A 25,265-nucleotide genomic window follows, 5' to 3' on the forward strand; every position below is an offset into this window, starting at 1 on the left:
CCTGATGTCCCTGCAATCGCGCCTCTCGGCGGCTTTCGGCGAGGCGTTTGCGGCGCTCGGTCACGATGCGGCTTTCGGCTCCGTTGTCGACAGCAGCAAGGGCGATGCTCCTTATCAGTGCAATGGCGCCATGGCGGCGGCAGGCGCGGCGAAAAAACGCGGCGAAAAGCTCAACCCGCGCGAGGTCGCAACGCAGGTTTCGGAACGTCTCAAGGACCACCCGCTGGTCGCATCGCTCGAGATCGCAGGACCGGGCTTTCTCAATATCGTCCCGTCGCAAGCGGCCTTGGCTGAAACGGCGCAGCTGATCGCGGAGAATCCAGCGCGCGGGATCGAAGCAGGTGCGGAACTGACGATCGTGATCGATTATGGCGGCGCCAATGTGGCCAAGCCCATGCATGTCGGTCATTTGCGCAGTGCCGTCATCGGGGAGGCGATCAAACGGCTGATGCGTGCGCGCGGCCACACGGTCATTGGCGATGCCCATCTCGGTGACTGGGGCCTGCAAATGGGCCATCTGATCAGCGAGCTGGAGATCGAACAGCCAAGTCTTGTCTATTTCGACGTCGATTATGACGGTTCCTATCCGGATGTGCCGCCTGTGACGATGGACGATCTGGCCCGGCTCTACCCGCAGGCATCGAACGCCGCCAAGGCCGATGAAGCGCGGATGGAGCGATCGCGGGTCGCAACGGCGGAATTGCAGTCTGGACGTCGGGGCTACCGGGCGCTGCTGGATCATTTCATCGCCGTGTCGATCGCCGCACTAAAGGAAGGCTATGGCCGGCTGGGTGTCGAATTCGACCTCTGGAACGGTGAAGCCTGCGTCGATCCGCTGATCCCCGACATGGTCGAAGACCTGCGTGAAAAGGGACTGACCGAAGAAGATGGCGGTGCGCTGATCATCCGTGTGGAGCGCGATGACGATAAGAAGGATGTTCCGCCCGTCATGCTGCTCGCCAGTACCGGGGCCGTGCTTTATCACACGACGGATCTGGCTACGCTGGTGGACCGCAAGGCCGAAATCGACCCGGATCTGGTCCTCTACGTCGTGGATCAGCGCCAGGCCTTGCATTTCGAACAGGTTTTCCGCGCGGCAGCGCTGGCGGAGTGGTTCCGTCTGGATCAGCTCGAACATCTCGGCTTCGGCACGATGAACGGCAAGGACGGAAAGCCCTTCCGGACTCGCGACGGCGGTGTGCTGCGGCTCGAAGATCTGATGGAAATGATGCAGTCTGCAGCGGAAAAACGTCTGGCCGAGTCGGGCATCGGAGCTGATTTCGACGCCGAAGAACGCGGCGAGATCGCCCGAACTCGTCGGTCTGGCCGCGCTGAAGTTCGCCGATCTGCAAAATGCCCGTCTGACCAATTATGTGTTCGATCCGGATCGCTTCACAGCGTTCGAAGGCAAGACCGGGCCCTATCTGCTCTATGCGGCGGTGCGCATCAAATCGATCCTGCGTAAGGCCGAGGATATGGGCGAAGCGTTCGGCTCGATCATACCGGAGAACGAGGCCGAAGCGACGCTGGTTCTGGCTCTCGATGCCTATCCCAAAGCCATCGCGCTGGCGGCTGAAAAACGCGCGCCGCATATTCTCTGCGACCATGTCTACAGCCTCGCGCAGGCTTTTTCGCGCTTTTACACCAACTGCCCGATTCTGGCCGACGACACGCCCGACGACGTTCGCGCCTCCCGCCTGTCACTCGCCAAAGCGACGCTGGAACAGTTGGAACACGGACTGGAGATCATCGGGCTGGAAGTGCCCGAGCGGATGTAAGCGTTCAATATGATCCGGGGTATTATATTGAATGCGAGGCGTGCGCCCGCGCGGCAAAAGACTTTTTTTACCCCGAACCGTCCGGAAAAGGCCACTCACAGTCACACACTGGCACGCGGTAATCGCGAAATTACTCTGTGAAGAGTTCCAACGCACCAGCGGTCATAGACTGCACGCCAAGCTTCAGTGCCGGCTCTGGTTGAGGGGCAAAGAATGGCGAGTGATTAGCGGGTGGTAGCGAGCCCGTTTTCTCAGACATCGCCATCATCTTGGCGTCCACACCGCCGGTCCAGAAAATAAATGTCGGAATGCTGCGGTCATAGCGGTGGAATTGGGAAAAATCCTCTCCGCCCATGCTCGGAGGCCGCGCAACGACTTTATCATTCCCAATAGACGCGCCAATGGCTTTCATGACACGGTCCGTCATGCCGGGATCATTAAAGGTCGAAGGCGTGTAGTCGCTCTCTATCTTAACCTCAGGCATCAGCTCTTCCGGTAAGCCAGCAGACAGCGCCTGAGCGTTCGCGATCCGTTTGATACCATCCAGCAAAGTCTTGCGCACACCATCATCATAAGACCGGACCGTGATCAACAGCTTCGCTTCATCCGGAATGATGTTGTGCTTGTAACCGGCTTGAAATGAGCCGACTGTCACGACACCGGATTCGAGCGGATTGACCTCGCGGGACATGAGGGTCTGCAAGGCATTGATGATCTGAGATCCGATAACAACCGGGTCCTTACCCATGTGCGGGGCAGAGCCATGGGCACCGATACCCTTGATCGTGATATCGACGCTATCGACATTCGCGAGCGCATAGCCGGATGTATAGGCAATTGTGCCGGCGGCATCCCAGCCAGATGTATGTGTCGCGAGCACGTAATCAGGCTTCGGATAGTCTCTATAAAGGCCATCTTCGAGCATGGCGATCGCACCCAGACCTAATTCCTCTGCGGGTTGTCCGATAATGACGAGGGTGCCAGACCATTCATCTTTCAGATCAACCAGCTGACGGGCCGCGCCTATCATGATCGCCATGTGACTATCATGGGCACACGCGTGCATGATCGGGGCTTCATTGCCCTTATGGTCCAGGCCGACCGCAGTGGATTGGTAAGGAAGGCCCGTCTTTTCAAGCAGAGGTAGCGCGTCGATGTCGGCACGAAGCATGACGGTCGGTCCGTCGCCATTTTTCATTACGGCCACGACGCCATAGCCTCCCACACCTGGGAGTACTTCACCGACGTCCTTTTTGACTTTCTCCCGCACCCAGTCATTGCCAACATTCTCTGTGACATTGAAGCCGAGTGATCGTAGCTCTTGAGCGTATCGCGCCGACGTCTCTTTTTCCATCAGGGAGAGTTCCGGGTTTTCATGGAAATGTTTGTAGAGGTCGAAGACATAGGAATAATCTTCGGACACACTTGCCGTCAGGTCATTCGCCAGAACAGGCGAAGACATGACAGACAGGAGTGAGGCCGCTGTCAGCATCAGAAATTTTTTCATTTGAAGTCCCCTTTTTGCTGACTTGACCCAAATTTCAACGATGTGCAAGCAACGCAGATCAAGCATAAGGTCATAGAAACCGCATCCTCGCAAATTCTGCCCCCAAAAGCGCTTGCACAGTCTATGCGTTGTTTCGCGATGCCGTGCCCCGCCAATACATCAGCAAGTTGGGACCTTGCCTGCCGCATCATCCACATCCTCGCCGATTGACTCCGGCGCGATTCGCGCGCATTTCGCGGCCATCTTCCAGCCCGTGGGAGAGAGTGGGGGCCTAACCTTGATTTAGGGCCCTCACCGCCGAAGGCGCAACCGCCGCCGGAAACGCTCAGGCACCCAGGACCACGGGTCGGTCAAATTGCTGGAAAGAGGGTCTGCCCATTGATTTGGGTGGTGTGAGGACCCCGCCGACGGAGTAAATCTCTCAGGCCCGATGAGACAGCAGGTGGCACGGTGCGGGTTTTCCCCGCGACTGGGTGCTCGACTATGGCGGACGATCTGAAACAAACGGCGCTGCACGACCTGCATGTCGATCTGGGCGCGAAGATGGTGCCTTTTGCGGGCTATGCCATGCCGGTTCAATATCCGATGGGCGTGTTGAAAGAGCATTTGCACACACGCGCGGCGGCAGGACTGTTCGATGTCGGGCACATGGGCCAGTGTTTCATCGCCGCCGAGGACGGAACTTTCGAGACGGCGGCGCAGGCGCTGGAAACGCTTGTGCCAGCTGCAATCGCGGACATGGAACCTGGACAGCAGCGCTATACGCAATTGCTGAACGATGAAGGCGGCATTCTCGATGACCTGATGGTCAGCCGGATCGATATGGCCGGTCACGATCACATGCTCTATCTGGTCGTCAATGCGGGCTGCAAGACGTCCGACTTCGCGCATCTGGAGGCGCATCTGCCGGACGGCGTTTCGCTCAGCATCAAGGACGACATGCTGTCGCTGGTCGCGCTACAGGGTCCAATGGCGGTCGAGATCATAAGCCGTCTCAACCCCGACATCACGAAGCTGGTCTTCATGACGCATGGCGAGTTTGAACTGCAGCTCGAAGACGGCCCGCTCTACGCGCATATTTCGCGCTCCGGCTATACGGGCGAAGACGGCGTCGAAATCAGTGCCAAGCATGACGATATGAAACGGCTGGTCGGCCATCTGCTGAGCCAGGACGGTGTCGAGCCGATCGGCCTCGGCGCGCGTGACAGTCTGCGCCTGGAAGCCGGACTATGCCTCTATGGCAACGATATCGACACGACGACCTCGCCCATCGAAGCGGGCCTGATCTGGTCGGTGCAGAAGCATCGGCGCACGGGCGAAGGCTATAAGGGTGCAGCGCGGATCGCGCAGGATCTGGCGGTCAAGACGCGTCGTCTGGTCGGCCTCAAGCCCGAAGGCCGTGCCCCAGCCCGCGCGCATACGGAAATCCAGGACATGAACGGCAAGTCGATCGGCGAAGTCACGTCCGGCGGCTTCGGCCCCAGCGTCGGCGGACCTGTTGCGATGGGTTATGTCGATATCCCGCACAATAAGGCGGGTACGACCGTCAATCTGATGATCCGGGGAAAGGCCAATCCGGCGAAGATCGTCAAACTGCCATTCGTTCCGAACAACTATTTCAGAGGGGAATAAACATGCTCAAATTCAGCAAGGACCATGAGTGGATCAGGGTCGAGGGTGATACGGCCACGGTCGGCATTTCCGATTATGCGCAGAAACAACTGGGCGATGTGGTGTTTGTCGAACTGCCACAGGTCGGCGATGAAATCGACGCGAACGGCGAAATCGCCGTCGTCGAGAGCGTCAAGGCGGCCTCGGAAGTCTATGCGCCTGTGGCGGGCGAAGTCACCGCGATCAACGGGGCCCTGGAAGGGGCACCGGAAACGGTCAACGCCGCGCCCATGGGCGAGGGCTGGTTCATCAAGATGTCGATTTCTGATGCGAGCGACCTCGACGCGCTGATGGATGAAGCCGCGTACAAGGATTATTGCGAAGGTCTGTGATCAGTGTCTGAGCCACGGAATACGATCAGGGAGTCCGCCGTGCCGCTTGGCCTTATCGTCGGTGGCTTCGTCTGGATCGTGTTCGATTCCTTGTTTTTCGGCTTTCTGGCGGCGGCCGCCGTCATCATCCTGCGCAAGCGTGACGAACGCGAGGATGAGGTGTGATGACCAAGCTGCTCCCCTATCTCTTCGGCGCGCTCGCGCTGATTCATGTCCTCCCGACCATGGCCGTTCTGATGCCTGCGCGCCTGTCGCAGCTTTATGGGTTCGAGGCGGGGGATGCCGTACTTACGACCTTGCTGCAGCACCGCGCGCTGCTGTTCGGTATTCTGGCTGCAGCGCTGATCTATGCCGCGTTCAACGCGGCTGTGCGCTGGCCCGTCCTGATCGGTGCCGTAATCTCCATGGGCGGGTTCATCGTGATCGCGATGATACGCGGCGAAACAGGCGGCGCGCTGCGGTCCATCGTCATCGCCGATGTGATCGGGCTGATCATTGCCGCCGTCGCGGCGGGCCTGCTCTGGAAAGCGGCTGCATGAACACGAACAGGACTCTGCGCATTGTCGCGCTGGTCGCGGCTATTATCGCCGCCCCGGTCGCCGCAGGGCGCGTGGAGCTGCAACCCACCTGGCTCGACCTGCTCGCCTCTGCGGCAATCGGCGCCATTACCGGCCTGACCGTTCTGTTCCTATTCCGGCGGCTGCCCGTCAATCCGCCTGATGATTCTTCGAAAGATAAATAGATGCGCTACCTTCCCCTGACCGATGCCGACCGGGCGCAGATGCTGGATGTCATCGGTGTCGACAGCGTCGATGCACTGTTCGAAGATGTGCCCAAGAGTGCGCGCCTTTCGGACCTTGTCGACTTGCCGAAACATCAGTCGGAACAGGCGATCGAGCGCCATATGGGCAAGCTGTCCGCCAAATCCGTCTCCGCCGGCTCCGTGCCGTTTTTCTGCGGCGCTGGCGCCTATCGCCATCATATTCCGGCGACAGTCGATCACCTGATCCAGCGCTCCGAATTCCTGACCGCCTATACGCCCTACCAGCCGGAAGTGTCGCAAGGTACGCTGATGAGCCTGTTCGAATTTCAGAGTCAGGTCGCCGCGCTGACCGGCATGGATGTAGCCAATGCCTCCATGTATGATGGCTCGACCGCCTGCGCCGAAGCCGTCGTGATGGCGCACCGGGTCGCGCGGGGCCGCAAGGCGAAGGCCGTCCTCGCGCCGGGCCTGCATCCGCATTACGCCGCTGCGACGCAGACGCTGGCATCGACGCTCGGCATTGAGATCAACGAGCGCGATTGCCGCCCGGGCCGCGACGATCATGTGGTCGATCACATCGACAAGGACACGGCCTGCGTCGTCGTCCAGTCGCCCAACGTGTTCGGCGAAATCATCGACCTGCAACCCATCGCCGATGCTGCGCACGAAGCCGGCGCGCTCCTCATCGCCGTCTTTACTGAGCCCGTCGCGCTGGCGGCCATCACGCCGCCGGGCGAGCAGGGCGCGGACATCGTGGTTGGCGAAGGGCAGGGGCTCGGCGTCGGCCTGAACTTCGGCGGGCCTCACGTCGGCCTGTTCGCCTGCACGTCGAAACTGGTGCGGCAAATGCCGGGCCGGGTCTGCGGCGAAACGGTCGATGCGAACGGCGAGCGCGGCTTCGTGCTGACGCTATCGACGCGGGAGCAGCATATCCGCCGCGAAAAGGCGACGTCCAACATCTGTACGAACTCGGGCCTCTGCGCGCTGGCCTTTACCATTCACATGACGCTGCTCGGCGAAGCCGGGATCACGCGGCTGGCCGCGCTGAACCACGAAGCGGCGTGCGATCTGGCCGACCGGCTGGAAGGCATAGACGGGGTGGAACTCGTCAACGACACTTTCTTCAACGAATTTACCTTACGGCTGAAAATGCCTGCGAAAGATGTAGTCGATCAACTTGCAAAGAAAGACATCTTAGGTGGGGTTCCGCTTACGCGCATTCAACCTGACGGTGACAAGCACCTATTGATCGTCGCTGCGACTGAGACAAATATCCCGGAAGATTTTGAAGCGCTAGTCGCTGCGGTGCGTGGCATACTAGATATCAAGAGTGTCAACCACCTCAGCTGGATTGATGGCGTTATAGAAGCGTCAAGCAACGAATACTCAACCAGCAATGCTGATCAACTTCGCCGACGTTGGCGCACTTTGAATAGAAACGTCGTTTCACGTTTCCCGGAAGGTCACGACTTCGATCAGTCGTCCTTTGGAACAGGAACAATCGACCGTGCAGAGCAGATCGGTTTCAATTCTGCTGCTCCTCAAATTCAGCCTGCTGAATTCAATGCGCTTGCGGAGTATATGGGTGCATTCGCAAAATCATATCGTGATCGCTTTCTTGGAGTGAGCCAATGACCGACCCCGTGAACACCCAACTCCGTTCGGCGCTCAACAATCAGGGCCGTCCGACGCGGCCTGTGAAGGATGCGGCGTCCGTCGCGCCTGTCACGTCTTCCGGTTCCTATGCGCTGGACCAGCAGGCGAAGCTCATCTTCGAGATTGGCGATCCGGAAACGACGGGCGTGGACCTGCCGAAGCCTAAGGGTGGCAAGTCCCGCCTCGGCAACCATGCGCGCAAGAACGCTATCGGCCTGCCGGGCTTAAGCGAGCCCGAAACCATGCGCCACTATGTGCGGCTCAGCCAGAAGAACTACGCCATCGACCTCGGCGTCTATCCGCTCGGCTCCTGCACGATGAAGCACAATCCGCGTCTGAACGAGAAAGTCGCGCGCATGCCGGGCTTCGCGGATGTCCACCCGCTGCAGCCCGTGTCCACCGTGCAGGGTGCGCTCGAACTTATGTCCGAGCTGTCACACTGGCTGATGACGCTCTGCAACATGCCCGCCGTCGCGCTGACGCCCAAGGCCGGAGCCCACGGGGAACTCTGCGGCATGATGGCGATCCGCGCGCGCCTGCTGGCCGACGGCCAGACGCAGCGCAAACGCGTGCTGGTCCCTGAGTCCGCTCACGGCACCAACCCCGCGACCGCCGTGCAGTGCGGCTTCACCGTGGACCAGATCCCGGCCAGCGGGAATGGTCGCGTCGATCTGGACGCGCTCAAGGCCCGAATCGACTCAAACCCGGACGATGTCGCCGGCATCATGCTCACCAACCCGAACACGTGCGGCCTGTTCGAAAGGGATATCATCGAGATCGCCGACGCCATCCACGCGGCGGGCGGCTATTTCTATTGCGACGGGGCGAACTTCAACGCGCTGGTCGGGCGGGTGCGTCCCGGCGATCTCGGCGTCGATGCGATGCACATCAACCTGCACAAGACATTCTCCACGCCGCATGGCGGCGGCGGCCCCGGCTCCGGCCCGACCGTGCTGTCAGAGGCGCTGATGGATTACGCGCCCGTGCCTTACGTCGTGAAGGACGGCGAGAGCTTCACGCTCGTGGAAAATGCCGATGACGCCAGCTTTGGCCGCATGTGCGCCTTCCACGGCCAGATGGGCATGTATACGCGCGCCCTGACCTACATGATGAGCCACGGTTCCGACGGCCTCAAACAGGCGACCGAGGATGCGGTGCTCAACGCCAACTATGTCCAGGCGAGCCTGTCCGACGTCATGACCCCGGCCTTTGGCGGCGTCTGCATGCACGAAGCCCTGTTCGACGACCGCTTCCTCAAGGACACAGGCGTGGAAACCATCGACTTCGCCAAGGCGATGATCGACGAAGGCTACCACCCCATGACGATGTACTTCCCCCTCGTCGTCCACGGCGCGATGCTGATCGAGCCGACCGAGAGCGAGAGCAAGCAGGAACTGGACCGCTTTATCGGGAGCATGCGCCATCTGGCGACCAAGGCGAAAGAGGGCGATACGGAGATGTTCAAGCAGGCGCCTGTCTATGCGCCGATGCGGCGGCTGGATGAGACACAGGCGGCGCGGAAGCCGGTGCTTCGGTGGAGCGAGCCTGAGGAGGAGTTGAAGGCGGCGGAGTGAATCTCAACTCTAGCCCCACGGATTTGCGTCCCCGCATAGGGGTCTAAGGCTCGCGAAGCGAGGCGTCGCAAATCCCGCCGTAGGCGAACGTGCTCAAAGCGCGTTGGGGGTATGGTGCGGCGTGAGCAATATAAAGCATGTGAACGTGCCTTAACGACGTTTTAGCGCGGTCATGTTAGGTTCCGTTCTACGGAACGTCTTGAGGTCGAAAATCCAATTGCTCGAGCGATTCGATAGATCGAAACCAACATCTGTTTTATTCAGTTTCAGCCATTGGTTACTCCACGCATTAATTTTTGTGAGGTCAGCGTATAAATCACTCCGAACCATTTTTTTTCGATCTTCGATGACCTGAAGCGTGTCGTCTAATCCTTGCACAAGACCCGATAATGTCGCGACAGTGTCTGCATTGAAATTTGGGGTAGATTGGACGTCACTGAATCGAAAGTCGAAATTATTATCTAGGGCGGTTGTGATCATTCGAATCTCATCTTTCTTGCCAGGATTTGGAAGAAAAACGTGTGCGCACCTGATAGTTTGTGCCGCGCGACGCCCTCTATAGTCTTGCCATACAGGAAGTGTGTGGCTGTCGCTCTCTAAAGCTTCGCGAAAAATCCGTCTCTGTTCATCAGACATTCCATCTTTTACTATCTGTGAAACCTTGCGGGCAATTTGCCCAAACATGAGCGCTTGTGAGGTCCGGTCACGATAACTTTCGAGGTTGTCAATAAACGACTTTACTTTATCGTCAGCAATCTCTCTTCGGACGCGTTGTTCATATGCTTTTAGTCCGAAACTAATGTCGCGCCGCTGGTCCTCACGCCCACAGACTGGTCCTACTACATATATGTATCCATCTCGGTAATATGCATAGTAACCACCCGAAACAAATTTATGCTGACGGTTGCAGACATTACATTGAAGTCTTCGCTTGTTGCTCCACGCGTCTCTCACTTCAGCAGGTGCAATAATGAATGGAATAGTATTTGCTGGCGGAGAAACTGTATAGTGCGCTACTTCTGCGAGATCTTCCGGCCTTCGGACCTTAAGGCTGATAGCGTCGCTACGTGATAGAACTTCAGATTCTGAATATCCTGCCAGAGGCGGCTTATCTCCAAGCCGTATACTTTTTTTCATGGCCTCCATATAACAATGTTCACGCTTTGTGCCAACCCTTGAGCTATTGCAATCCACAGCTTTTTGCGTCCGGCTAGCATTGTAAGCTCTGTATTGGCGCGGCGTCGGACATTGCCGCGCGGGTGGCGGAGCATAAGGCGCAGGCTGATCCGAAATCATTCACGGCGCAATATGGCTGCGACAGGTTGGGTTACCTTGAGCGGTTGAGTTAATGACCGATGCGATTGCGCGGGAGAAGCATCTCAAGCACTGGACGCGACAGTGGAAGATCGAACTGATTGAGCGAGATAATCCGGAATGGGATGATCTGCCGATCAGTTGGGAGGATTACCGATAGAGGAGCGCCATGGATCGCATGGTCGAGCCGTGCGATGACGGTACGTGCTAAAGGGTTTCGCCGCTGACGCGTCGAGGTCGCTTCGCGACGCTAGCGAAAATACCACTTCAGCCGCTTCGCCTGCGGCTTCGCAGCGGGTATTTTCGCTGTTGGCTAACTTATCCTCGGTCTGACAGCTTCGAAGCCATTGTTCCTCCTCACTTTCCAACAATTTGATCCTCGCCATCGAAAGACGTGACAGTCTTGCTACTTCACCCCGAGCCACGAGGCGGTTGCATGACCGTGGTGGGGTGGGGTTTCGGAATGTCCGGGCCGGGCGTGTTGTGACGATGCGCCGGAGCCGCCGTGAGGCGGGTTCGTCAACTGGCTCTGGATGGCTAAGCGGGTGCGCCATGCAACCGCCCGCTGGCCCGACGGATCTGAATAGATCGCGAACCTCCGGCTGTGCCGGGCGGGGTTGGCGGCGCGCGCCTTTGATGGATGTCCCGCGTCACGGGATATGCTGAGACCGTTGCCGCCTTGTCCGGACCGACTGGACGCTGACCTGTTTGGGCGACTGTTTTCGAAACCGACGCGCGGGCGCCTGCCTGTCGTAAATTGGTGTGTCTCTTGTTTATCCATCGATGGGTAAACGCTCGCGCCTCGTGCATTTCTTTCGAGGAAATGCGTCTGTTGCCGACTCCGTGATGGGCGGTGGGACGTGGGGCTATGAGCGAATGGCGTTAGCGGGTTTCGACGCTTCGCGCCGAGGTCGCGTTGCGACGCTAGCGAAAATACCGCTACAGCCCCTCGCTTCGCTTGGAGCGGGTATTTTCGCTGGGCGAGCGTTGCCCTTTCGCTGGGGTCAGCGCTATGGACCCATCTATGAGTCCTGAAAGCAACGCCCCTGAATTCACGGTCTCCGAACTGGCCGGAAACATCAAGCGCACGATCGAGCAGTCCTTTGGTCGTGTCCGCGTGCGGGGCGAATTGGGACGCGTGACGATTGCCAAGTCCGGGCACTGCTATCTCGACATGAAGGATGACCGGGCCGTCATCAATTCGATCATCTGGAAGGGCACGATGAGCCGCCTGTCCATGCGTCCCGAAGAAGGGATGGAGGTGATCGTCGAGGGCAAGATGAGCACCTATCCGGGGCGGTCCAACTATCAGCTGGTGATCGAACGGATGGAGCTGGCGGGCGAAGGCGCGCTGATGGCGCTGCTCGACAAGCGCAAGAAAAAGCTGGCCGCAGAGGGCCTGTTCGATGCGGACCGCAAACGCGCGCTGCCCTTCATGCCGCGCACGATCGGCGTCGTGACATCGCCCACGGGCGCTGTGATCCGGGACATACTGCACCGGATCGAAGACCGCTTTCCGGTCCACGTCATCGTCTGGCCCGTGCTGGTCCAGGGCGACAAGGCGGCGGAACAGATCGCGGCGGCAATTACGGGCTTCAATCACGCAGACGGATTTGAACGGCCAGACGTGCTGATTGTGGCGCGAGGCGGTGGGTCGCTGGAAGACCTCTGGTGTTTCAACGAAGAAGTCGTCGTGCGCGCGGCGGCAGCGTCGAAAATTCCGCTGATCTCTGCCGTGGGCCACGAGACGGATACGACGCTGATCGATTATGTCTCGGATCGGCGCGCGCCGACGCCGACGGGGGCGGCGGAGGTGGCCGTTCCGGTGCGGGGTGACTGGCTGGAAACGGTCGCCGATCTGGGTCTGCGGCTGACACGCGGGCTGCGGCGATCCGTGCGGGACCGGGCGGTGCAGCTGCGCGCGGCGCGCCTGCCGGGGCGGCATGCGCTGCTGGGCCGGGCGGAGCAGCGGCTGGACGGGTCGAGCCTGCCATCGCTCGGGCGGCTGCTGGATCCGAAGCGCAGTGCCTTGGGAGGGCTGCGGCTGCCGAACCCGACACAGCTGATCGCGTCGAAACGGTCTGAACTGGCGGGTTTGCGGCTTCCGCCTGCGTCGCGTCTGACGGAAAGCCGCCGCATGCAACTCGACAAGGCGGGCAGCCTGCTGGAGGCGTTTAGCTATCAGGGCGTGCTCGCGCGGGGCTATGCGCTGGTCACGGACGCAGACGGCGCTGTCGTGCGCTCGGCAAAGACGCCCAAGGCCGGCGAGCCGGTGTCGCTGACCTTCGCGGACGGCAAGCGGGCGGCGATGATCGACGGGGCGATGACGCGAAAGAAAACGCCGCGGAAAGCCGTCAGGAAACCGGAAACGCCGCAAGGCTCATTGTTCGAATGAGGGCCTGTTCAGCAACGTTTCATTTCGGCGCTGTAAGTCCTATGTAGGCGATTATGAACATGTTCTTTCAGAAACAGGGCGAAGCCCAGCTTCATTACGGCTCCAGCGATTTCACGATCCTGGAAGGCGGGGCCTATGTGACCTGCGCCGTCACAGCGGAGCGCATTCCGCTGGAGGAGCTGCGCTACTGGAACGATGAACGGCAGGAGGCTTATAAGGACGCCGCCGCCGCTCTCGAAGGGTTCAAGCGGGCGGACGCGCTATGAAAATGGCCCTCGCATTTATCGGCGTTCTGCTGAACATCGGGGTCGCTGCTGCCGCGGATGCGCCGGCTATCACCTGTCAGGGCATCGCCAAACAGGGCGGCATGATGATCTGTCAGACAGCGCCGAATGCGACGGTCATTATCGGACGGTCCGAGACGGATACCTATCCGCAACAGGCGGATGCAAACGGGATCATCATTGTCGGTTTCGACCGTGACGAACCCGACAACTTCATTCAGGTCGGCGAACAGCGGATCAGCTTCGATCTGGCTGCGCGCGACTATGATATTTCGCGTATCGACGGTCTGCCGTCCAACATGGTCAATGAATATACAGAAGAGGAACTGACGCGCATTCGGGCAGCGACAGCGCGTAAAAAGGTCGGCTTTTCTTCGCGCGTGGACGAGATCGGCTTCAAGGACGGGTTCATCTATCCGGTCGCCGATCACATCAAGACGACGAATTTTGGTGCGCAGCGCGTACTGAATGGCGAGCCGAAACGCCCGCATTTCGGGGTCGATCTGGCCGCGCCCAAGGGCACGCCGATCGTCGCGCCTGCGGACGGGATCGTCTCCATGGCGGATGACGACATGTATTTTGAAGGCTCACTGATCCTGATCGATCACGGGCAAGGGCTGATCAGCTACTATCTGCACAGCGAAGAGCTGCTTGTCGAAGACGGTCAGCGCGTGGTTCAGGGTCAGCCGATCGCCACGGTCGGCAGTCGGGGCCGCTCGACCGGGCCGCATCTGTGCTGGCGGCTGAAATGGCGCGGGCGCAATCTCGATCCGGAACTGCTTGTCACGGAGTGGCCGTCCCATGGCTAAGCGTCCTCAGGATTGCCGCACGATGGTGGATGTGCGTGAAGGGGTCGACGCGCTCGACCGCGAACTGGTGCGCCTGCTCGTGACGCGGCAGGGCTATATGCACGCCGCCGCCCGCATCAAGCAAAGCCGCGAGGCCGTCTATGATGCGGACCGGATCGAAGATGTGGTCAGCAAAGTGCTGGTCGAGGCACGCGCACAAGGCCTGTCGCCCGACATTGCGGAACCCGTCTGGCGCAAGCTGATCGAGCGCTGCATCGCGCACGAATTCGATGTGTGGGACGCGCAGAAACGATCAGCCTAGCGCGGGAAGGTCCCGCATTCGCCAGCTCTGTTCGAAGGCTGGCGAAAGGCGCTGTCAGACCCGCTGACTAGTCCTCCGGCGACCAGTCGCCCGTGATCATGCAGGAGCCATCATCCTGGGCTTCCGTGCCTTCGGGACAGGCGACTGTCGCTCTCACGTCGACATCGACGTCGGCATCGGCGTCAATGGCATCATCAACCGCGTCGGCGGTCGCGTCAGCTGCATCGTCGATCGCATCTGCGGCCTCGTCCATCGCGTCGTCTGCCGCGTCCATCGTGTGATCCGCCATGTCGTCAGCCGCATCCGCAGCGTCATCCGCCATGTCTTCGGCAGCGTCCATCGCATCCTCAGCGGCGTCGGCTGCATCGTCCATTGCATCCTCGACAGCATTGTCCGCCTCGACCTCAACGGTCGTCTTCATTTTGGCGTCCTGTGCAAAGGCGTGTGGTGCAGCAAGGATGAAAGCGAGTGCGGCAGCGCCGCTCAGCAAAGTTTTCGTCATGATGTTTCCCTCTCTGTGTAAGCCCAGCCTGGCTGGACTGGCCATCAGATTAAGGCAAGATTTGGGCGAGGCAAGGCCCGGCGCGTGAGCAGGGTTACGGCTCCGTTGATCGCTTGCGCCGATAATGCGCTTTGGGCCAGCGTCGATGGACCCAGAACCACTGGTCCGGATTGGCGCGAATACAGTCTTCGATATAGGCGGTAACAAGGCGCACCCCGGCCTCCACATCGACACTACGATTGCCCGTCTTCGGCCAGTCGAGCGGCGGGCTGATGCGGACGTAGAATTGCGTCTTGTCGCGCACGACTGTCATCGGGAGAAGCGGGCGTTTCGTCTTCAGTGCCAGCCGCACCGCGCCCTGGGCCGTCATCGCCTCGACGCCGAAAAAGGGAATGGACAGGCCCGTATTGAATTTCTGGTCGTTCATGATCGCGATAGACTCGCCGCCGCGTAGGGCCTCAAATAGTTCGCGGCCGCCGCGGTGGGTCGATTTCTGAACCAGAAAGCGCGTGCCATAAGCTTCACGTTGTTCACGCACGCGCCGATCGATCAGAGGGTTGTTGATCTTGCGGTAGGTGATCCGGACGGGTTTGGGGGCCTGGGTCAGAACCGTGCCGATCACTTCCCAGTTGGCGAAATGGCCACCCACGAAAATGGCGGGCGCATTGGCGTCGAAATGCTCCATGCCTTCGACCGTCACGCGCGAAACCGGTTCGAACGCCCGGATGCGGTCGGTCAGGGCAAATTCTGCGAAGGTGCGACCGAGATTGTCCCACTGGGCGGAGAGCAGCCTCCGGATTTCCGCTTTCGAGGCCTCGGGAAAGGCCGTTTCCAGATTGATGCGTGCAACGCGGTGCTTGGACGTCAAAGGGCCGACGCCGCGCAGGATCAATCCGCCCAGAGCAGACACGAACGCAAATGGCAGCATACGGAGCAGCCCGGTCAGCACATCATAGCCAAACGCTTCGATACGATGCGCGAAACGAATGGGGTCGGTCATCGCGATGTCGCCTTTTCGATGACGGGATGCAGCAAGCGACGCAAGGTCAGCTCGTCTTCGAACCGAACCTCGACAGGCAAGGTCTGAATCCCGCGCCGATAGCCGGAAGGCAGACGGACATGGTCCTTCTCGGTCGTGATCAGGGCCGCGTCATAATCGGCGGCCCGGGCGAACAGACTTTCAATCTCTGCGTCGGTGAATTTGTGGTGATCGGCAAAGGGGATCTGTTCGACAATGTCGGCGCCAAGGCGGCGGAGCTGATCGAAGAATTTCTGAGGCCGGCCAATTCCGGCAAAGGCGTAAAGACGCCCACCCGGCGGCTTTGACCGTGGCGCCAGAAACGCAGGAATGACGATCTGATCGGCGAGCTGCCCTGCGAGGTGGGGATCGATGTCGAATTCCGGCGATGGCTTCATCAGGATCACGGCGTCGGTCCGTTCAAGTGCATCTGCCAGCGGTTCGCGCAAGGGCCCGGCGGGGACGACGCAGCCATTGCCAAAGCCGACTTCGCCGTCGACGACCAGCAGCGACAGTGTTTTGCGTATCTGCGGGTTCTGATGACCATCATCCATAATCAGGGCGTCCGCGCCTTCCGAGACTGCTGCTTTCGCGCCTTCATCCCGCGCGGCGGAAACCCAGACAGGGCCTGACCGAGCGAGCAGAAGCGGTTCATCGCCGACATCCTCGGATGTATGGCGCGGATTGACAGGAACAGGCCCCTTGATCTGACCGCCATAGCCGCGCGTGAGGACATGCGCATTCACGCCGAGGCGCCGCAGACTACGCAGAAGATAGATCGCGACTGGGGTCTTGCCAGTCCCGCCGACGGTCGCATTGCCGACACAGATAACGGGAATGCCCGGGTCCAGGGGCTCCGTGCGTTTACGGCGTCGTCGCCCCGCCCAGGCATAGATCGCGCTGACAGGGCGCAGCAGCGTCCGGATCACGGGCGCGCCCTCTCGTCCGTCTCGAATATTCCAGAATTCCGGCGGTCTCACGACGGCGTGTCTCCCCAATCATCCGGATCCATGTAGCGACGGGCGATCAGTTCCTCCAGCCTCGTGACTGTAATGTCCAGTACGCCGGACTGCTGTTCCGCGAAATCCGATGCGGTTCTGGCCTGATCGGACAGTTGTCCGTCAAGGCCCTGCAGGACAGCGTCAGCCAGCGCATCTGGCTCAACGATGATCACCGCCTCAGCTGCCGCCATCGCGTCGAATAAATCTGCGAAACTGGACAGGTGCGGACCGGTTATCACGGGGACGCCGGCTCGCGCTGCCTCGAGCGGGTTATGACCCATCAATTCCGGTGCGAACGACCCGCCCAGAACACAAACATCGACTAGCGACAGGGCCAAGCCCATCTCGCCCATCGTATCCATGACGTAAACGGACTGGTCAGGACGGGGCGTTTCCCCTTTGGATCGCTGCGCCCCACCGGTTCGCTTGGTCAAGGCCTCGCCGCGCTCCGGGTGACGCGGCAACCAGATCAGGACGCTGTCAGGTTTCTCAGCGCGGACTGCCTGAAACAGATCAAGTATGACGTTCTCTTCCGCCTCGTGGGTTGAGGCTGCGAGCCATGCGGGGCGATCGCCAATCCATCGACGCAGCCCGTCATGATCGTCCTGGCTGTACGCCAATGCCGGGGCATCCAGTTTAAGGCTGCCGATTTCCGGGACCGAACGATCGAGTAACTGGCTCAAGCCCTTTGCAGTCTTGCTGTCGGCCGGAAGGATCAGATTGAATGCGCCTATGACGGACCGCGCCATACGCTTGCGTCGGCTCCAGCCGTGCAGGGACGCGTTACTCATCCGGGCATTGACCAGCGCTAAAGGCACATTGGCCCGCTCCGTAGTCCAGATCAGATTGGGCCATAATTCGCTCTCTGCAAAGATGGCCAGCGTCGGAAACCAGTAGGCGACGAACCGGGCGGTTGCGCGGGGTGTGTCTACCGGGAGATATTGGTGGATAGCACGATCGGGGAGTTGTTTGTCCAGAAGATCGGCCGATGTGGTCGTGCCGCTGGTGACGAGAATGTGCCGGTCCGGTTTTTCCAGCAACCGATCGATCAAAGGCCGCAGCATCTGCGTTTCGCCGACGCTGGCCCCATGCAGCCAGATCAGCTCGCCCGGCGGACGCATATGGTCGGTCCGGCCATATCGTTCCTGAAGACGTGAACCGTCTTCTTTCCCGACCTTGGCGCGTCGGCGCAGCCAGAGCGGCAGAACGGGCGCGACAAGCGACGTCAGAACGCGGTAGAGTAGCGGCGTTTGCAACGGATTGATCATCCCGCCTCCACAGGTGCGTGGCCCATCGCCCTGTCCGCTTCTGCCATGAGCTGGTTCATCTCTGTTTCAACGCGGGCGCGCAGTCGTTCGATCCCGGTTTCGTTCATATCCTGTGGGACGCGCACGGGCGTTCCCCAGACGATTTGACCGCGACCGAAGGGCAGGGGCAGCACGAAACGGTCCCAACTCTTGAACTGGCGACGACGGGCCACCGTGAAAGTGCAGGGCAGGATCGGGGCGCCTGAGAGTTTTGCCAGCCGGAACGGTCCGATGGGGACACGCTGGCGCGGTCCGCGGGGTCCGTCCGGTGTGATGACGACGCAGCCCCCTTGATCGATCGCATCCAGAATTTCGCGACCAGCCTTCCCGCCGCCCTTGATCTTGGTCTTGGCCGCATTTCGTGCCGAGCCCCGGACGGTCGACAGGCCAAGCCAGCGACATGTCCAGGCTACGACGGCACCATCGCGCGAGCGGGAAATCAGCACATGCGGGTGCTGGTAGCTGCGTTTCCAAGCGCTGGTGAGGAGCAGAAAGCGGGAGTGAAAGGTGAGGGCGATCAGCCCGTGCTGCCCATCGATCAGGGGCTGTGCCCGTTCGGGGTAGAGAATATCCCAGCGCGTCGTATATTTGACGAGCGTCATCCAGCTCGCGACCAGCCCGCCAAGACAGGCTTGCATGAAAGAAGAGCGCATCAAGCGTTTGAACACGTTCGCCCTCCCTGTTAGTGGCCGCGCGGATATGGCGGACCTAAGCGACAAACCTCTCGACCTCAACGATCCAAAGGACAGAAAGCAGGCGCGGTATGACCTGACCTGGGGCGATCACGGCTTCCTGCGCAAGCGTTTTGCCAACCGTCACGATATTGGCGGTGGCATGTACCGTGAAAACCAGCCTTCGCCTGAACGCATCGCGGTCTGGGCCGATGAAGGCATCAAGACGGTCGTTAATCTGCGCGGCCCGAGTCCCAAGGGGTTCTATCTGCTGGAGAAGGAAGCCTGCGAAAAGCATGGGATCGCGCTGGAAAACTACCGCATGTATTCGCGTGACGTCCATTCAAAGGATCGTCTGCTCGGTACGAAGGACCTGTTCGATCGGATCGAGTATCCTGCCGTCATGCATTGCAAGTCGGGGGCGGACCGGACCGGGATCATGGGCGTGCTCTATCGTCATTTCCGGATGGGCGATCCAATCGAAGACGCGATCGAGCAACTCTCATTCAAATATCTGCATGTCCGGCACGGCAAGACCGGTATGCTCGATTTTTTCTTCGATGATTATCTGACATATAAAGCTGAACATCCGGAGATCAGCTTCGAAGACTGGGTCAAAGGCCCTTACGATCCGGCCGATGTCAAAAGTCGCTTCATGAGTCACTGGACGGGAAACGCCATCACCGAATGGCTGCTGCGACGGGAATAGTGGCGATTTACCCCTACCATTTCGAGGCTGAGATCGAGCGATACGGCGTCGTGAAAGTCAGAAAAGTCTGGTATCAGGTGCTGATGCTGCCTCAATCTCTGAGAGCGGAGCTGCCATTTGACGAGTTCCCGAGACTGAGAGTCGAAGGCGAGATCGCAGACGTTCCGATGACGAATGCCTTCATACCGACTGGTAATGGACGGAATTATGTAATCGTTGGTCCCGGCGTACGGAAGGCAGCCTGTGTCGGACTTGGCGACCATGTCGAAATGCGCTTTAGAATTGCCGATCAGGACAGCGTTGATGTGCCAGCTGCGCTTTACGAGGCCTTGCAATCCAATCCCGCATTCCAGTCCATCTGGGATGAACTGACTCCTGGAAAGCAGCGCGCGGTGGCACAACATGTGAAATCCGCCAAAACCGAAGCGACGCGAAAGCGTCGTCTTGAGGAGGCTGTTGAAGTCGTCATGTCATTCGAGGGCCGATTTCGAGAGTGGCGTGACATCCGAAAGCGTGAGACATAATCATGGAATATCTGCACACAATGGTCCGCGTGGCGGATATCGACGCTTCGCTCGCCTTCTATTGCGATGCGCTCGGCCTTGAAGAGATCAGCCGTTACGATAATGAGGGCGGGCGGTTCACGCTCGTTTTTCTGGCCGCTCCTGGCGATGCAGAACGGGCCCGGTCCGACAAGGCGCCGATGGTCGAACTGACCTGTAACTGGCCGACGGAAGACGGCACGTCCGAGACCTATTCCGGCGGACGCAATTTCGGTCATCTGGCGTATCGAGTTCGATGATATCTATGCGGCCTGTCAACGTCTCATGGATCATGGGGTGACAATCAGTCGTCCACCGCGCGATGGACGCATGGCCTTTGTCCGGTCGCCTGACGGTATCTCGGTAGAGCTCTTGCAAAAAGGTGACGCGCAGGAGCCGATCGCGCCATGGGTGGACATGCCCAACGTCGGCAGCTGGTAGCGCCATAGCCCCAACCGATAGGCCCTATTGAAAACTGCGATGCCGCGACGTGACGGTCGTCATTGCCCACGGACAGCCGTGCCGCTAGGCACCGCAGCGTGATTGCTGAAGTCGGACATATCGCGCTGATTCTCGCCTTTGTTGTGGCGATCCTGCAGGGAACAATTCCTCTGATCGGCGCGCATTTCAAACATGGGCGCGCCATGGCGCTGGCTGAGCGCGCGGCGTTGGCGCAGGCTTGGTTGCTGATCGCCAGTTTTTCGCTGCTGACAATCGTCTTTCTGCGCTCCGATTTCTCAGTTCTGCTGGCGGCGAACCATAGTCACACGATGAAGCCGCTACTTTACAAAATCAGTGGGGTCTGGGCGAACCATGAAGGCTCCATGCTGCTCTGGGTCGTCATTCTCGGCATTTTCGGGGCCATGGTGCCGCTATTCGGTCGGGCGCTGCCCCTGTCGCTCAAAGCGCGCGCGCTGGCCGTTCAGGGCCTGCTGGGGGCCGGATTCATCGGTTTCCTGCTATTCACCTCCAATCCGTTCGAGCGGCTCAGCCCAGTGCCGCTCGATGGTCGGGGGCTGAACCCGCTGCTGCAAGACCCCGGCCTCGCCTTCCATCCGCCGCTGCTCTACGTCGGTTATGTCGGCTTCAGCCTGGCGTTTTCCTTCGCCGTCGCAGCCCTGATCGAAGGACGTGTTGATGCCGTCTGGGCCCGCTGGCTGCGGCCTTGGGTGCTACTGGCCTGGAGTTTTCTGACCCTCGGGATCACGGTCGGGTCCGTCTGGGCCTATTACGAGCTGGGCTGGGGCGGCTGGTGGATGTGGGACCCGGTCGAGAACGTGTCCTTCATGCCGTGGCTGGCCGGTACGGCACTGCTGCATTCCATCCTGTCGTTGCAACACCGCCACAGCCTTGCGAACTGGACGGTGCTGCTCGCGATTTCGACATTCTCGCTGTCCATGATCGGGACATTCGTCGTACGGTCCGGTGTGTTGGTCAGCGTTCACGCTTTCGCCGTCGATCCGGCGCGCGGTGTCGTGATCCTCACACTCTTGCTGATCTATACCGGGGCTGCGCTTGCCCTTTATGCAATGCGCTCGAACACGCTGCAAAGGAGCGCCAATCTGCATCTGGTCAGCCGTGAAGGCGGCCTGGTCGTCAACAATATCCTGCTGGTCGTCGCCACGGCGACTGTCTTTCTCGGGACCTTCTATCCCCTCTTCGTGGAAGCGACATCAGGCGACAAGATAAGCGTCGGGGCCCCTTATTTCGATGCGGTCTTCGCGCCGATGATGATCGTGCTGATCCTCGTCATGGCGATCGCCCCGATGCTGAAATGGCGGGAAGATAGATTGCCACGTTATCGGTCGCTGATGATCAAGGCGGCCATTATTGCCGGGGTCGTGACGGTCCTGACATTCTGGCTGGGCCGGTCGGTGCTGGGTGCGCTGTCTTTCGGCGTCGCGGGCTGGCTGATCGCCGGGACCGTGGCGGCGCTGCACCGCAGAACCGGGTTCAAAGGGGCGCGTCTGCGGGCTCAGCCGGCGGGAACCTGGGGATTTGTGATCGCGCATCTGGGCGTCGCCGTCTTCACCATCGGTGTAACCGCAATGAGCATCGGAGCTCAGGACGATATTGCGCGTATGCAGGCCGGCGACAGTCTCGATGTGGCAGGCTACACATTCACCTTGCAAAGCAAGGAAACAGGCGCGCGCGACAATTTCCAATATCTGGAAGGGACGGTCGACGTGACCCGAGCGGGTCGCGAGGTCGCAACCCTGACGACACAGCGGCGCTACTATCCGGTGCGTGAAATGTTCACCTCCGAAGCCGGTTTCAAACTGTCGCCCGGTGCCATGCTGTTCGCCGCGATCGGCGAGGGTGGTACCGAAGGCGGCGTGATTATCCGGGCCTATTATCAGCCCGGTGTCCTGTGGATCTGGATCGGCGCGCTGATGATGGCGCTGGCAGGCTTTGTCAGCCTGGCTGATCAGAGGTTGCGTGTCCCCAAGCAGGCCAAGCCTGCCATTGCGAGCGCGGACGCGGTGCCAGCCGAATGAGAGCGCTTCTGATCGCAGGCCTTCTGACGCTGTCGACGCCGACGACCCTGCCGGCCCAGCAGTCCGATCCGGTTGTTACCCAGGCGGTTTCGCCGGAGATCGAAGCACGGGCCCGTTCGCTCGGACGGACGCTGCGTTGCGTCGTCTGCCAGAACCAGTCGATCGAAGAATCAGACGCCGATCTGGCCGCCGATATGCGCGTGCTGGTGCGCGAAGAACTCTCCGCAGGGAAGACGGAAGCCGAAGTCACGGCGCTGATGCGCGACCGTTACGGAGACTATGTGCTGCTCATGCCGCCTGTGCAGGGTAATACGCTGATCCTCTGGTTCGCGCCGCTGATTGCGGCTTTGGTGGGCCTGTTCTGGTTCGTTTCGCTGCGGCGTCGTCAACAGACCGATCCGCTGCCCGCGCTGACAGAGGAAGAGCGAGCGCGGCTGGAGACGCTGAGACGATGATCTGGGTGATCCTCGCCATACTGGTCCTGATGACGCTGCTCGTGCTTGCGCCGGCATTTGTGTCGCCCGTGCAGCAGGATAGCGACGAGCTATCCGACTATTTCGCTCAGCTGGACGCCCTTAGTGCGCGAACCGATCTGGATGCCGACACGCAGGCCGCTGCGCGTCTGACGCTGGAACGACAGATTTTGAAGGCAGAACGCGCGCAAGATAGTGGCGGTGGGCGCTGGCTGGCGGCGATGGTCTTCGGCGCTTTGCTGATCGGCGGGGCGACCATCTATGGGCAGGTCGGGCATCCGGGCCCGCTCGAACAACCGATGAGCGAGCAGGATAGTCTGCTGGCGCAGCTCGAAGCCCGGCTCGCGACTGACCGGGCTGACGATCCAGTCGGCTGGACACTCTACGCCCGGGCATTGGCGTCTCTCGGTCGTCGCGGCGAGGCGGCCCGTGCCTATGACCGCGCGTTGGAGCTGAATGATGACCCGGCCCTTCGCGCTGAGGCCGAAAGCGCGATCCGCGGTCCGTCTCAGGAAGACATCAATGCGGCCATGGAGATGAGCGAAGAAGACCGAAGGCTCATGATCAGAGGCATGGTCGATCGGCTGGCCGAACGGCTTTACGAAAATCCGCAGGATGCGCCGGGCTGGATCCGCCTGATCCGTGCGCGGATCGTGCTGGGCGATCCGCTGGACGCGGACATTGCCCGGATGCGCGCAGCCTATGTCGAGCGGCAGGATGTTGCCGATCAGATCCTGCGAGAAGCAGGATATCCACCGCCTGAAAGCGAGACGCCCTAGCAATATGATTGGGCTAGGGCACGGACTTGCGCAGCGGCTGAAATATCCATCCATTGAACAAGAATTGGTCGCCATAACCTGTTGCAAGGGGTTCCATACTGCGTGTGAGCCACGCTATGGGACGGCTTTGACCGGGAACTCATTCGATGAACGCACAGCCTGAAATCGTTGCCGCACTCAAGCCCAAAGACGCACCCGCGCTGGGTAAATTCGCTTGGGACGACCCGTTTTTGCTGTCCGAACAGCTCACCGAAGATGAGCGGATGATCGCGGATGCGACGCGGGCTTTTGCGGACGAACATCTCATGCCGCGCGTAACCAAGGCCTTTGCGGAGGAGACCGTCGATCCATCCCTGTTCAAGCTCATGGGTGATCAGGGATTGCTCGGCGTGACCTTGCCGGAAGCCTATGGCGGCATTGATGCGGGCTATGTCACTTACGGGCTGGTCGCGCGCGAAGTCGAACGGGTCGATTCCGGTTATCGCTCCATGATGAGCGTCCAGTCCTCGCTCGTGATTTACCCGATCTATGCTTACGGGTCAGAAGCCCAGCGCCGCAAATATCTTCCGGGTCTGGCCAGTGGCGAGCTGATCGGTTGCTTCGGTCTGACCGAGCCGGATGCCGGTTCCGATCCGGCGGGCATGAAAACGACGGCAACCAAGACTGATGGCGGTTACCGCCTCAACGGGTCCAAAATGTGGATATCCAACTCCCCCATCGCCGATGTCTTCGTGGTCTGGGCCAAATCCGACGCGCATGATGGCAAGATCCGCGGTTTTGTACTCGATAAGGGCACGCCTGGCCTCAGCGCGCCCAAGATTGGCGGCAAAATCAGCCTGCGAGCCTCCGTCACGGGCGAAATCGTGATGGATGAGGTCGAAGTCGGTGAAGACGCGCTGCTGCCGAATGTCGAAGGGCTCAAAGGCCCATTCGGATGCCTGAACCGCGCGCGATACGGCATCAGCTGGGGTGCGATGGGCGCGGCGGAATTCTGCTGGCATGCGGCGCGCCAATACGGTCTCGACCGGATCCAATTCGGCCGCCCTCTGGCCCAGACGCAGCTGTTCCAGAAGAAGCTCGCCGATATGCAGACGGAAATCGCGCTCGGCTATCAGGCATCTCTACGCGTCGGTCGTCTCATGGACGAGGCCAAGGCTGCCCCGGAGATGATTTCGCTGATCAAGCGCAATAATTGCGGCAAAGCGCTCGATATCGCCCGCCAGTCCCGCGACATGCATGGCGGCAACGGCATCAGCGAGGAATTTCAGGTCATCCGCCACATGGTCAATCTGGAAACCGTGAATACCTATGAAGGCACGCACGATATTCACGCGCTGATCCTGGGCCGTGCCCAGACCGGTCTGCAAGCCTTCTTCTAGGG

At 60.1% G+C, this 25,265-nt stretch carries 24 protein-coding genes, 3 pseudogenes and 1 riboswitch; of the genes and pseudogenes, 20 read left to right on the top strand and 7 right to left on the bottom strand.

Features of this window, described 5'->3' with window-relative positions; translation table 11 throughout:
* Nucleotide 1: 1 nt before the first annotated feature.
* Nucleotides 2–1,778: pseudogene (gene argS / locus AB6B39_RS06165) on the top strand (arginine--tRNA ligase).
* Between the two features lie 130 nt (nucleotides 1,779–1,908).
* Here argS and AB6B39_RS06170 read toward each other — a convergent pair.
* Nucleotides 1,909–3,285, bottom strand: a complete 1,377-nt coding sequence (locus AB6B39_RS06170) for an amidohydrolase (RefSeq protein WP_284369639.1) — start codon at nucleotides 3,283–3,285, stop codon at nucleotides 1,909–1,911.
* Between the two features lie 244 nt (nucleotides 3,286–3,529).
* A riboswitch (glycine riboswitch) is annotated at nucleotides 3,530–3,637 on the top strand.
* Between the two features lie 131 nt (nucleotides 3,638–3,768).
* On the opposite strand from AB6B39_RS06170, the gene gcvT reads away from it, so the two are divergent.
* The 7 genes and pseudogenes from gcvT (at nucleotide 3,769) to gcvPB (ending at nucleotide 9,281) form a co-directional block, all read left to right on the top strand.
* The gene (gene gcvT, locus AB6B39_RS06175) at nucleotides 3,769–4,917 is read left to right on the top strand and encodes a glycine cleavage system aminomethyltransferase GcvT (RefSeq protein WP_284369637.1); all 1,149 of its coding nucleotides are present in this window, start codon (nucleotides 3,769–3,771) and stop codon (nucleotides 4,915–4,917) included.
* A gap of 2 nt (nucleotides 4,918–4,919) precedes the next feature.
* Nucleotides 4,920–5,288 carry a glycine cleavage system protein GcvH gene (gcvH, locus tag AB6B39_RS06180; protein ID WP_284369636.1) on the top strand — a complete coding sequence of 123 codons (369 nt, stop codon included), beginning with the start codon at nucleotides 4,920–4,922 and terminating at the stop codon, nucleotides 5,286–5,288.
* A 39-nt stretch (nucleotides 5,289–5,327) separates the two neighbouring features.
* Nucleotides 5,328–5,453, top strand: coding sequence for a hypothetical protein (locus AB6B39_RS06185; RefSeq protein ID WP_284369634.1), 126 nt, complete (start codon nucleotides 5,328–5,330; stop codon nucleotides 5,451–5,453).
* Nucleotides 5,453–5,827, top strand: a complete 375-nt coding sequence (locus AB6B39_RS06190; RefSeq protein ID WP_284369632.1) for a hypothetical protein — start codon at nucleotides 5,453–5,455, stop codon at nucleotides 5,825–5,827. Before AB6B39_RS06185 ends, AB6B39_RS06190 begins: the two co-directional genes overlap by 1 nt.
* Nucleotides 5,824–6,030 carry a hypothetical protein gene (locus AB6B39_RS06195; protein WP_284369630.1) on the top strand — a complete coding sequence of 69 codons (207 nt, stop codon included), beginning with the start codon at nucleotides 5,824–5,826 and terminating at the stop codon, nucleotides 6,028–6,030. Before AB6B39_RS06190 ends, AB6B39_RS06195 begins: the two co-directional genes overlap by 4 nt.
* Nucleotides 6,031–7,371: pseudogene (gene gcvPA, locus AB6B39_RS06200) on the top strand (aminomethyl-transferring glycine dehydrogenase subunit GcvPA); the annotation flags it as partial. It lies immediately after the preceding gene.
* 311 nt (nucleotides 7,372–7,682) lie between these two features.
* On the top strand, nucleotides 7,683–9,281 hold the full coding sequence (gcvPB, locus tag AB6B39_RS06205; protein ID WP_284369626.1) for an aminomethyl-transferring glycine dehydrogenase subunit GcvPB: 1,599 nt from the start codon (nucleotides 7,683–7,685) through the stop codon (nucleotides 9,279–9,281).
* A gap of 150 nt (nucleotides 9,282–9,431) precedes the next feature.
* Here gcvPB and AB6B39_RS06210 read toward each other — a convergent pair whose 3' ends face one another.
* On the bottom strand, nucleotides 9,432–10,418 hold the full coding sequence (locus tag AB6B39_RS06210) for a hypothetical protein (protein ID WP_284369624.1): 987 nt from the start codon (nucleotides 10,416–10,418) through the stop codon (nucleotides 9,432–9,434).
* 211 nt (nucleotides 10,419–10,629) lie between these two features.
* Here AB6B39_RS06210 and AB6B39_RS06215 point away from each other — a divergent pair, with 211 nt between their 5' ends.
* From AB6B39_RS06215 to AB6B39_RS06235, 5 genes are all read left to right on the top strand, one after another.
* Nucleotides 10,630–10,755 carry a hypothetical protein gene (locus AB6B39_RS06215; protein WP_284369620.1) on the top strand — a complete coding sequence of 42 codons (126 nt, stop codon included), beginning with the start codon at nucleotides 10,630–10,632 and terminating at the stop codon, nucleotides 10,753–10,755.
* An 864-nt stretch (nucleotides 10,756–11,619) separates the two neighbouring features.
* Nucleotides 11,620–12,990 carry an exodeoxyribonuclease VII large subunit gene (gene xseA, locus AB6B39_RS06220; protein ID WP_284369619.1) on the top strand — a complete coding sequence of 457 codons (1,371 nt, stop codon included), beginning with the start codon at nucleotides 11,620–11,622 and terminating at the stop codon, nucleotides 12,988–12,990.
* Nucleotides 12,991–13,043: 53 nt separating this feature from the next.
* A complete protein-coding gene (locus AB6B39_RS06225; RefSeq protein ID WP_348520127.1) occupies nucleotides 13,044–13,256 on the top strand; it encodes a DUF2093 domain-containing protein in 213 nt (70 codons plus the stop codon).
* On the top strand, nucleotides 13,253–14,083 hold the full coding sequence (locus AB6B39_RS06230) for a M23 family metallopeptidase (RefSeq protein WP_284369615.1): 831 nt from the start codon (nucleotides 13,253–13,255) through the stop codon (nucleotides 14,081–14,083). The genes AB6B39_RS06225 and AB6B39_RS06230 overlap by 4 nt, the downstream gene beginning before the upstream one ends.
* A complete protein-coding gene (locus tag AB6B39_RS06235; RefSeq protein WP_284369613.1) occupies nucleotides 14,076–14,384 on the top strand; it encodes a chorismate mutase in 309 nt (102 codons plus the stop codon). The genes AB6B39_RS06230 and AB6B39_RS06235 overlap by 8 nt, the downstream gene beginning before the upstream one ends.
* A 67-nt stretch (nucleotides 14,385–14,451) precedes the next feature.
* Here the strand turns inward: AB6B39_RS06235 and AB6B39_RS06240 are convergent, their stop codons facing one another.
* From AB6B39_RS06240 to AB6B39_RS06260, 5 genes are all read right to left on the bottom strand, one after another.
* Nucleotides 14,452–14,886: a hypothetical protein gene (locus AB6B39_RS06240; RefSeq protein ID WP_284369611.1), complete on the bottom strand. Its 435-nt coding sequence runs from the start codon at nucleotides 14,884–14,886 to the stop codon at nucleotides 14,452–14,454.
* Nucleotides 14,887–14,980: 94 nt separating this feature from the next.
* Nucleotides 14,981–15,886, bottom strand: a complete 906-nt coding sequence (locus AB6B39_RS06245; protein WP_284369609.1) for a lysophospholipid acyltransferase family protein — start codon at nucleotides 15,884–15,886, stop codon at nucleotides 14,981–14,983.
* Nucleotides 15,883–16,884, bottom strand: a complete 1,002-nt coding sequence (lpxK, locus tag AB6B39_RS06250) for a tetraacyldisaccharide 4'-kinase (protein WP_284369607.1) — start codon at nucleotides 16,882–16,884, stop codon at nucleotides 15,883–15,885. Before lpxK ends, AB6B39_RS06245 begins: the two co-directional genes overlap by 4 nt.
* The gene (locus AB6B39_RS06255; RefSeq protein ID WP_284369605.1) at nucleotides 16,881–18,173 is read right to left on the bottom strand and encodes a 3-deoxy-D-manno-octulosonic acid transferase; all 1,293 of its coding nucleotides are present in this window, start codon (nucleotides 18,171–18,173) and stop codon (nucleotides 16,881–16,883) included. Before AB6B39_RS06255 ends, lpxK begins: the two co-directional genes overlap by 4 nt.
* Nucleotides 18,170–18,865, bottom strand: a complete 696-nt coding sequence (locus AB6B39_RS06260) for a lysophospholipid acyltransferase family protein (RefSeq protein ID WP_371398719.1) — start codon at nucleotides 18,863–18,865, stop codon at nucleotides 18,170–18,172. Before AB6B39_RS06260 ends, AB6B39_RS06255 begins: the two co-directional genes overlap by 4 nt.
* Here AB6B39_RS06260 and AB6B39_RS06265 point away from each other — a divergent pair.
* From AB6B39_RS06265 to AB6B39_RS06295, 7 genes and pseudogenes are all read left to right on the top strand, one after another.
* A complete protein-coding gene (locus tag AB6B39_RS06265; RefSeq protein ID WP_284369601.1) occupies nucleotides 18,849–19,592 on the top strand; it encodes a protein tyrosine phosphatase in 744 nt (247 codons plus the stop codon). The two genes, AB6B39_RS06260 and AB6B39_RS06265, sit on opposite strands and share 17 nt — an antisense overlap.
* On the top strand, nucleotides 19,571–20,116 hold the full coding sequence (locus AB6B39_RS06270) for a YdeI/OmpD-associated family protein (RefSeq protein ID WP_371398720.1): 546 nt from the start codon (nucleotides 19,571–19,573) through the stop codon (nucleotides 20,114–20,116). Before AB6B39_RS06265 ends, AB6B39_RS06270 begins: the two co-directional genes overlap by 22 nt.
* A gap of 2 nt (nucleotides 20,117–20,118) precedes the next feature.
* Nucleotides 20,119–20,575 (top strand): annotated as a pseudogene (locus AB6B39_RS06275) (lactoylglutathione lyase).
* 98 nt (nucleotides 20,576–20,673) lie between these two features.
* Nucleotides 20,674–22,632 (top strand): heme lyase CcmF/NrfE family subunit, encoded by a 1,959-nt coding sequence (locus tag AB6B39_RS06280; protein ID WP_284369596.1) that lies wholly within the window; start codon nucleotides 20,674–20,676, stop codon nucleotides 22,630–22,632.
* On the top strand, nucleotides 22,629–23,087 hold the full coding sequence (locus AB6B39_RS06285) for a cytochrome c-type biogenesis protein (protein ID WP_284369594.1): 459 nt from the start codon (nucleotides 22,629–22,631) through the stop codon (nucleotides 23,085–23,087). Before AB6B39_RS06280 ends, AB6B39_RS06285 begins: the two co-directional genes overlap by 4 nt.
* Nucleotides 23,084–23,884 carry a hypothetical protein gene (locus tag AB6B39_RS06290; protein ID WP_284369592.1) on the top strand — a complete coding sequence of 267 codons (801 nt, stop codon included), beginning with the start codon at nucleotides 23,084–23,086 and terminating at the stop codon, nucleotides 23,882–23,884. Before AB6B39_RS06285 ends, AB6B39_RS06290 begins: the two co-directional genes overlap by 4 nt.
* Nucleotides 23,885–24,030: 146 nt before the next feature.
* Entirely contained in the window at nucleotides 24,031–25,263 is a 1,233-nt protein-coding gene (locus AB6B39_RS06295; RefSeq protein ID WP_284369590.1) for an acyl-CoA dehydrogenase, read from the top strand.
* Nucleotides 25,264–25,265: the final 2 nt, after the last annotated feature.

It is taken from the genome of Algimonas porphyrae (genome assembly GCF_041429795.1).
Lineage (GTDB): Bacteria > Pseudomonadota > Alphaproteobacteria > Caulobacterales > Maricaulaceae > Litorimonas > Litorimonas porphyrae.

Bases quoted from the DNA above. Each gene is read 5' to 3' on its own strand.
- AB6B39_RS06170 (WP_284369639.1), bottom strand. From the start codon at position 3,285: ATGAAAAAATTTCTGATGCTGACAGCGGCCTCACTCCTGTCTGTCATG.
- gcvT (WP_284369637.1), top strand. From the start codon at position 3,769: ATGGCGGACGATCTGAAACAAACGGCGCTGCACGACCTGCATGTCGAT.
- gcvH (WP_284369636.1), top strand. From the start codon at position 4,920: ATGCTCAAATTCAGCAAGGACCATGAGTGGATCAGGGTCGAGGGTGAT.
- AB6B39_RS06190 (WP_284369632.1), top strand. From the start codon at position 5,453: ATGACCAAGCTGCTCCCCTATCTCTTCGGCGCGCTCGCGCTGATTCAT.
- AB6B39_RS06195 (WP_284369630.1), top strand. From the start codon at position 5,824: ATGAACACGAACAGGACTCTGCGCATTGTCGCGCTGGTCGCGGCTATT.
- gcvPB (WP_284369626.1), top strand. From the start codon at position 7,683: ATGACCGACCCCGTGAACACCCAACTCCGTTCGGCGCTCAACAATCAG.
- AB6B39_RS06210 (WP_284369624.1), bottom strand. From the start codon at position 10,418: ATGAAAAAAAGTATACGGCTTGGAGATAAGCCGCCTCTGGCAGGATAT.
- AB6B39_RS06215 (WP_284369620.1), top strand. From the start codon at position 10,630: ATGACCGATGCGATTGCGCGGGAGAAGCATCTCAAGCACTGGACGCGA.
- xseA (WP_284369619.1), top strand. From the start codon at position 11,620: ATGAGTCCTGAAAGCAACGCCCCTGAATTCACGGTCTCCGAACTGGCC.
- AB6B39_RS06225 (WP_348520127.1), top strand. From the start codon at position 13,044: ATGAACATGTTCTTTCAGAAACAGGGCGAAGCCCAGCTTCATTACGGC.
- AB6B39_RS06230 (WP_284369615.1), top strand. From the start codon at position 13,253: ATGAAAATGGCCCTCGCATTTATCGGCGTTCTGCTGAACATCGGGGTC.
- AB6B39_RS06235 (WP_284369613.1), top strand. From the start codon at position 14,076: ATGGCTAAGCGTCCTCAGGATTGCCGCACGATGGTGGATGTGCGTGAA.
- AB6B39_RS06240 (WP_284369611.1), bottom strand. From the start codon at position 14,886: ATGACGAAAACTTTGCTGAGCGGCGCTGCCGCACTCGCTTTCATCCTT.
- AB6B39_RS06245 (WP_284369609.1), bottom strand. From the start codon at position 15,886: ATGACCGACCCCATTCGTTTCGCGCATCGTATCGAAGCGTTTGGCTAT.
- AB6B39_RS06255 (WP_284369605.1), bottom strand. From the start codon at position 18,173: ATGATCAATCCGTTGCAAACGCCGCTACTCTACCGCGTTCTGACGTCG.
- AB6B39_RS06265 (WP_284369601.1), top strand. From the start codon at position 18,849: ATGAAAGAAGAGCGCATCAAGCGTTTGAACACGTTCGCCCTCCCTGTT.
- AB6B39_RS06260 (WP_371398719.1), bottom strand. From the start codon at position 18,865: ATGCGCTCTTCTTTCATGCAAGCCTGTCTTGGCGGGCTGGTCGCGAGC.
- AB6B39_RS06270 (WP_371398720.1), top strand. From the start codon at position 19,571: ATGGCTGCTGCGACGGGAATAGTGGCGATTTACCCCTACCATTTCGAG.
- AB6B39_RS06285 (WP_284369594.1), top strand. From the start codon at position 22,629: ATGAGAGCGCTTCTGATCGCAGGCCTTCTGACGCTGTCGACGCCGACG.
- AB6B39_RS06290 (WP_284369592.1), top strand. From the start codon at position 23,084: ATGATCTGGGTGATCCTCGCCATACTGGTCCTGATGACGCTGCTCGTG.
- AB6B39_RS06295 (WP_284369590.1), top strand. From the start codon at position 24,031: ATGAACGCACAGCCTGAAATCGTTGCCGCACTCAAGCCCAAAGACGCA.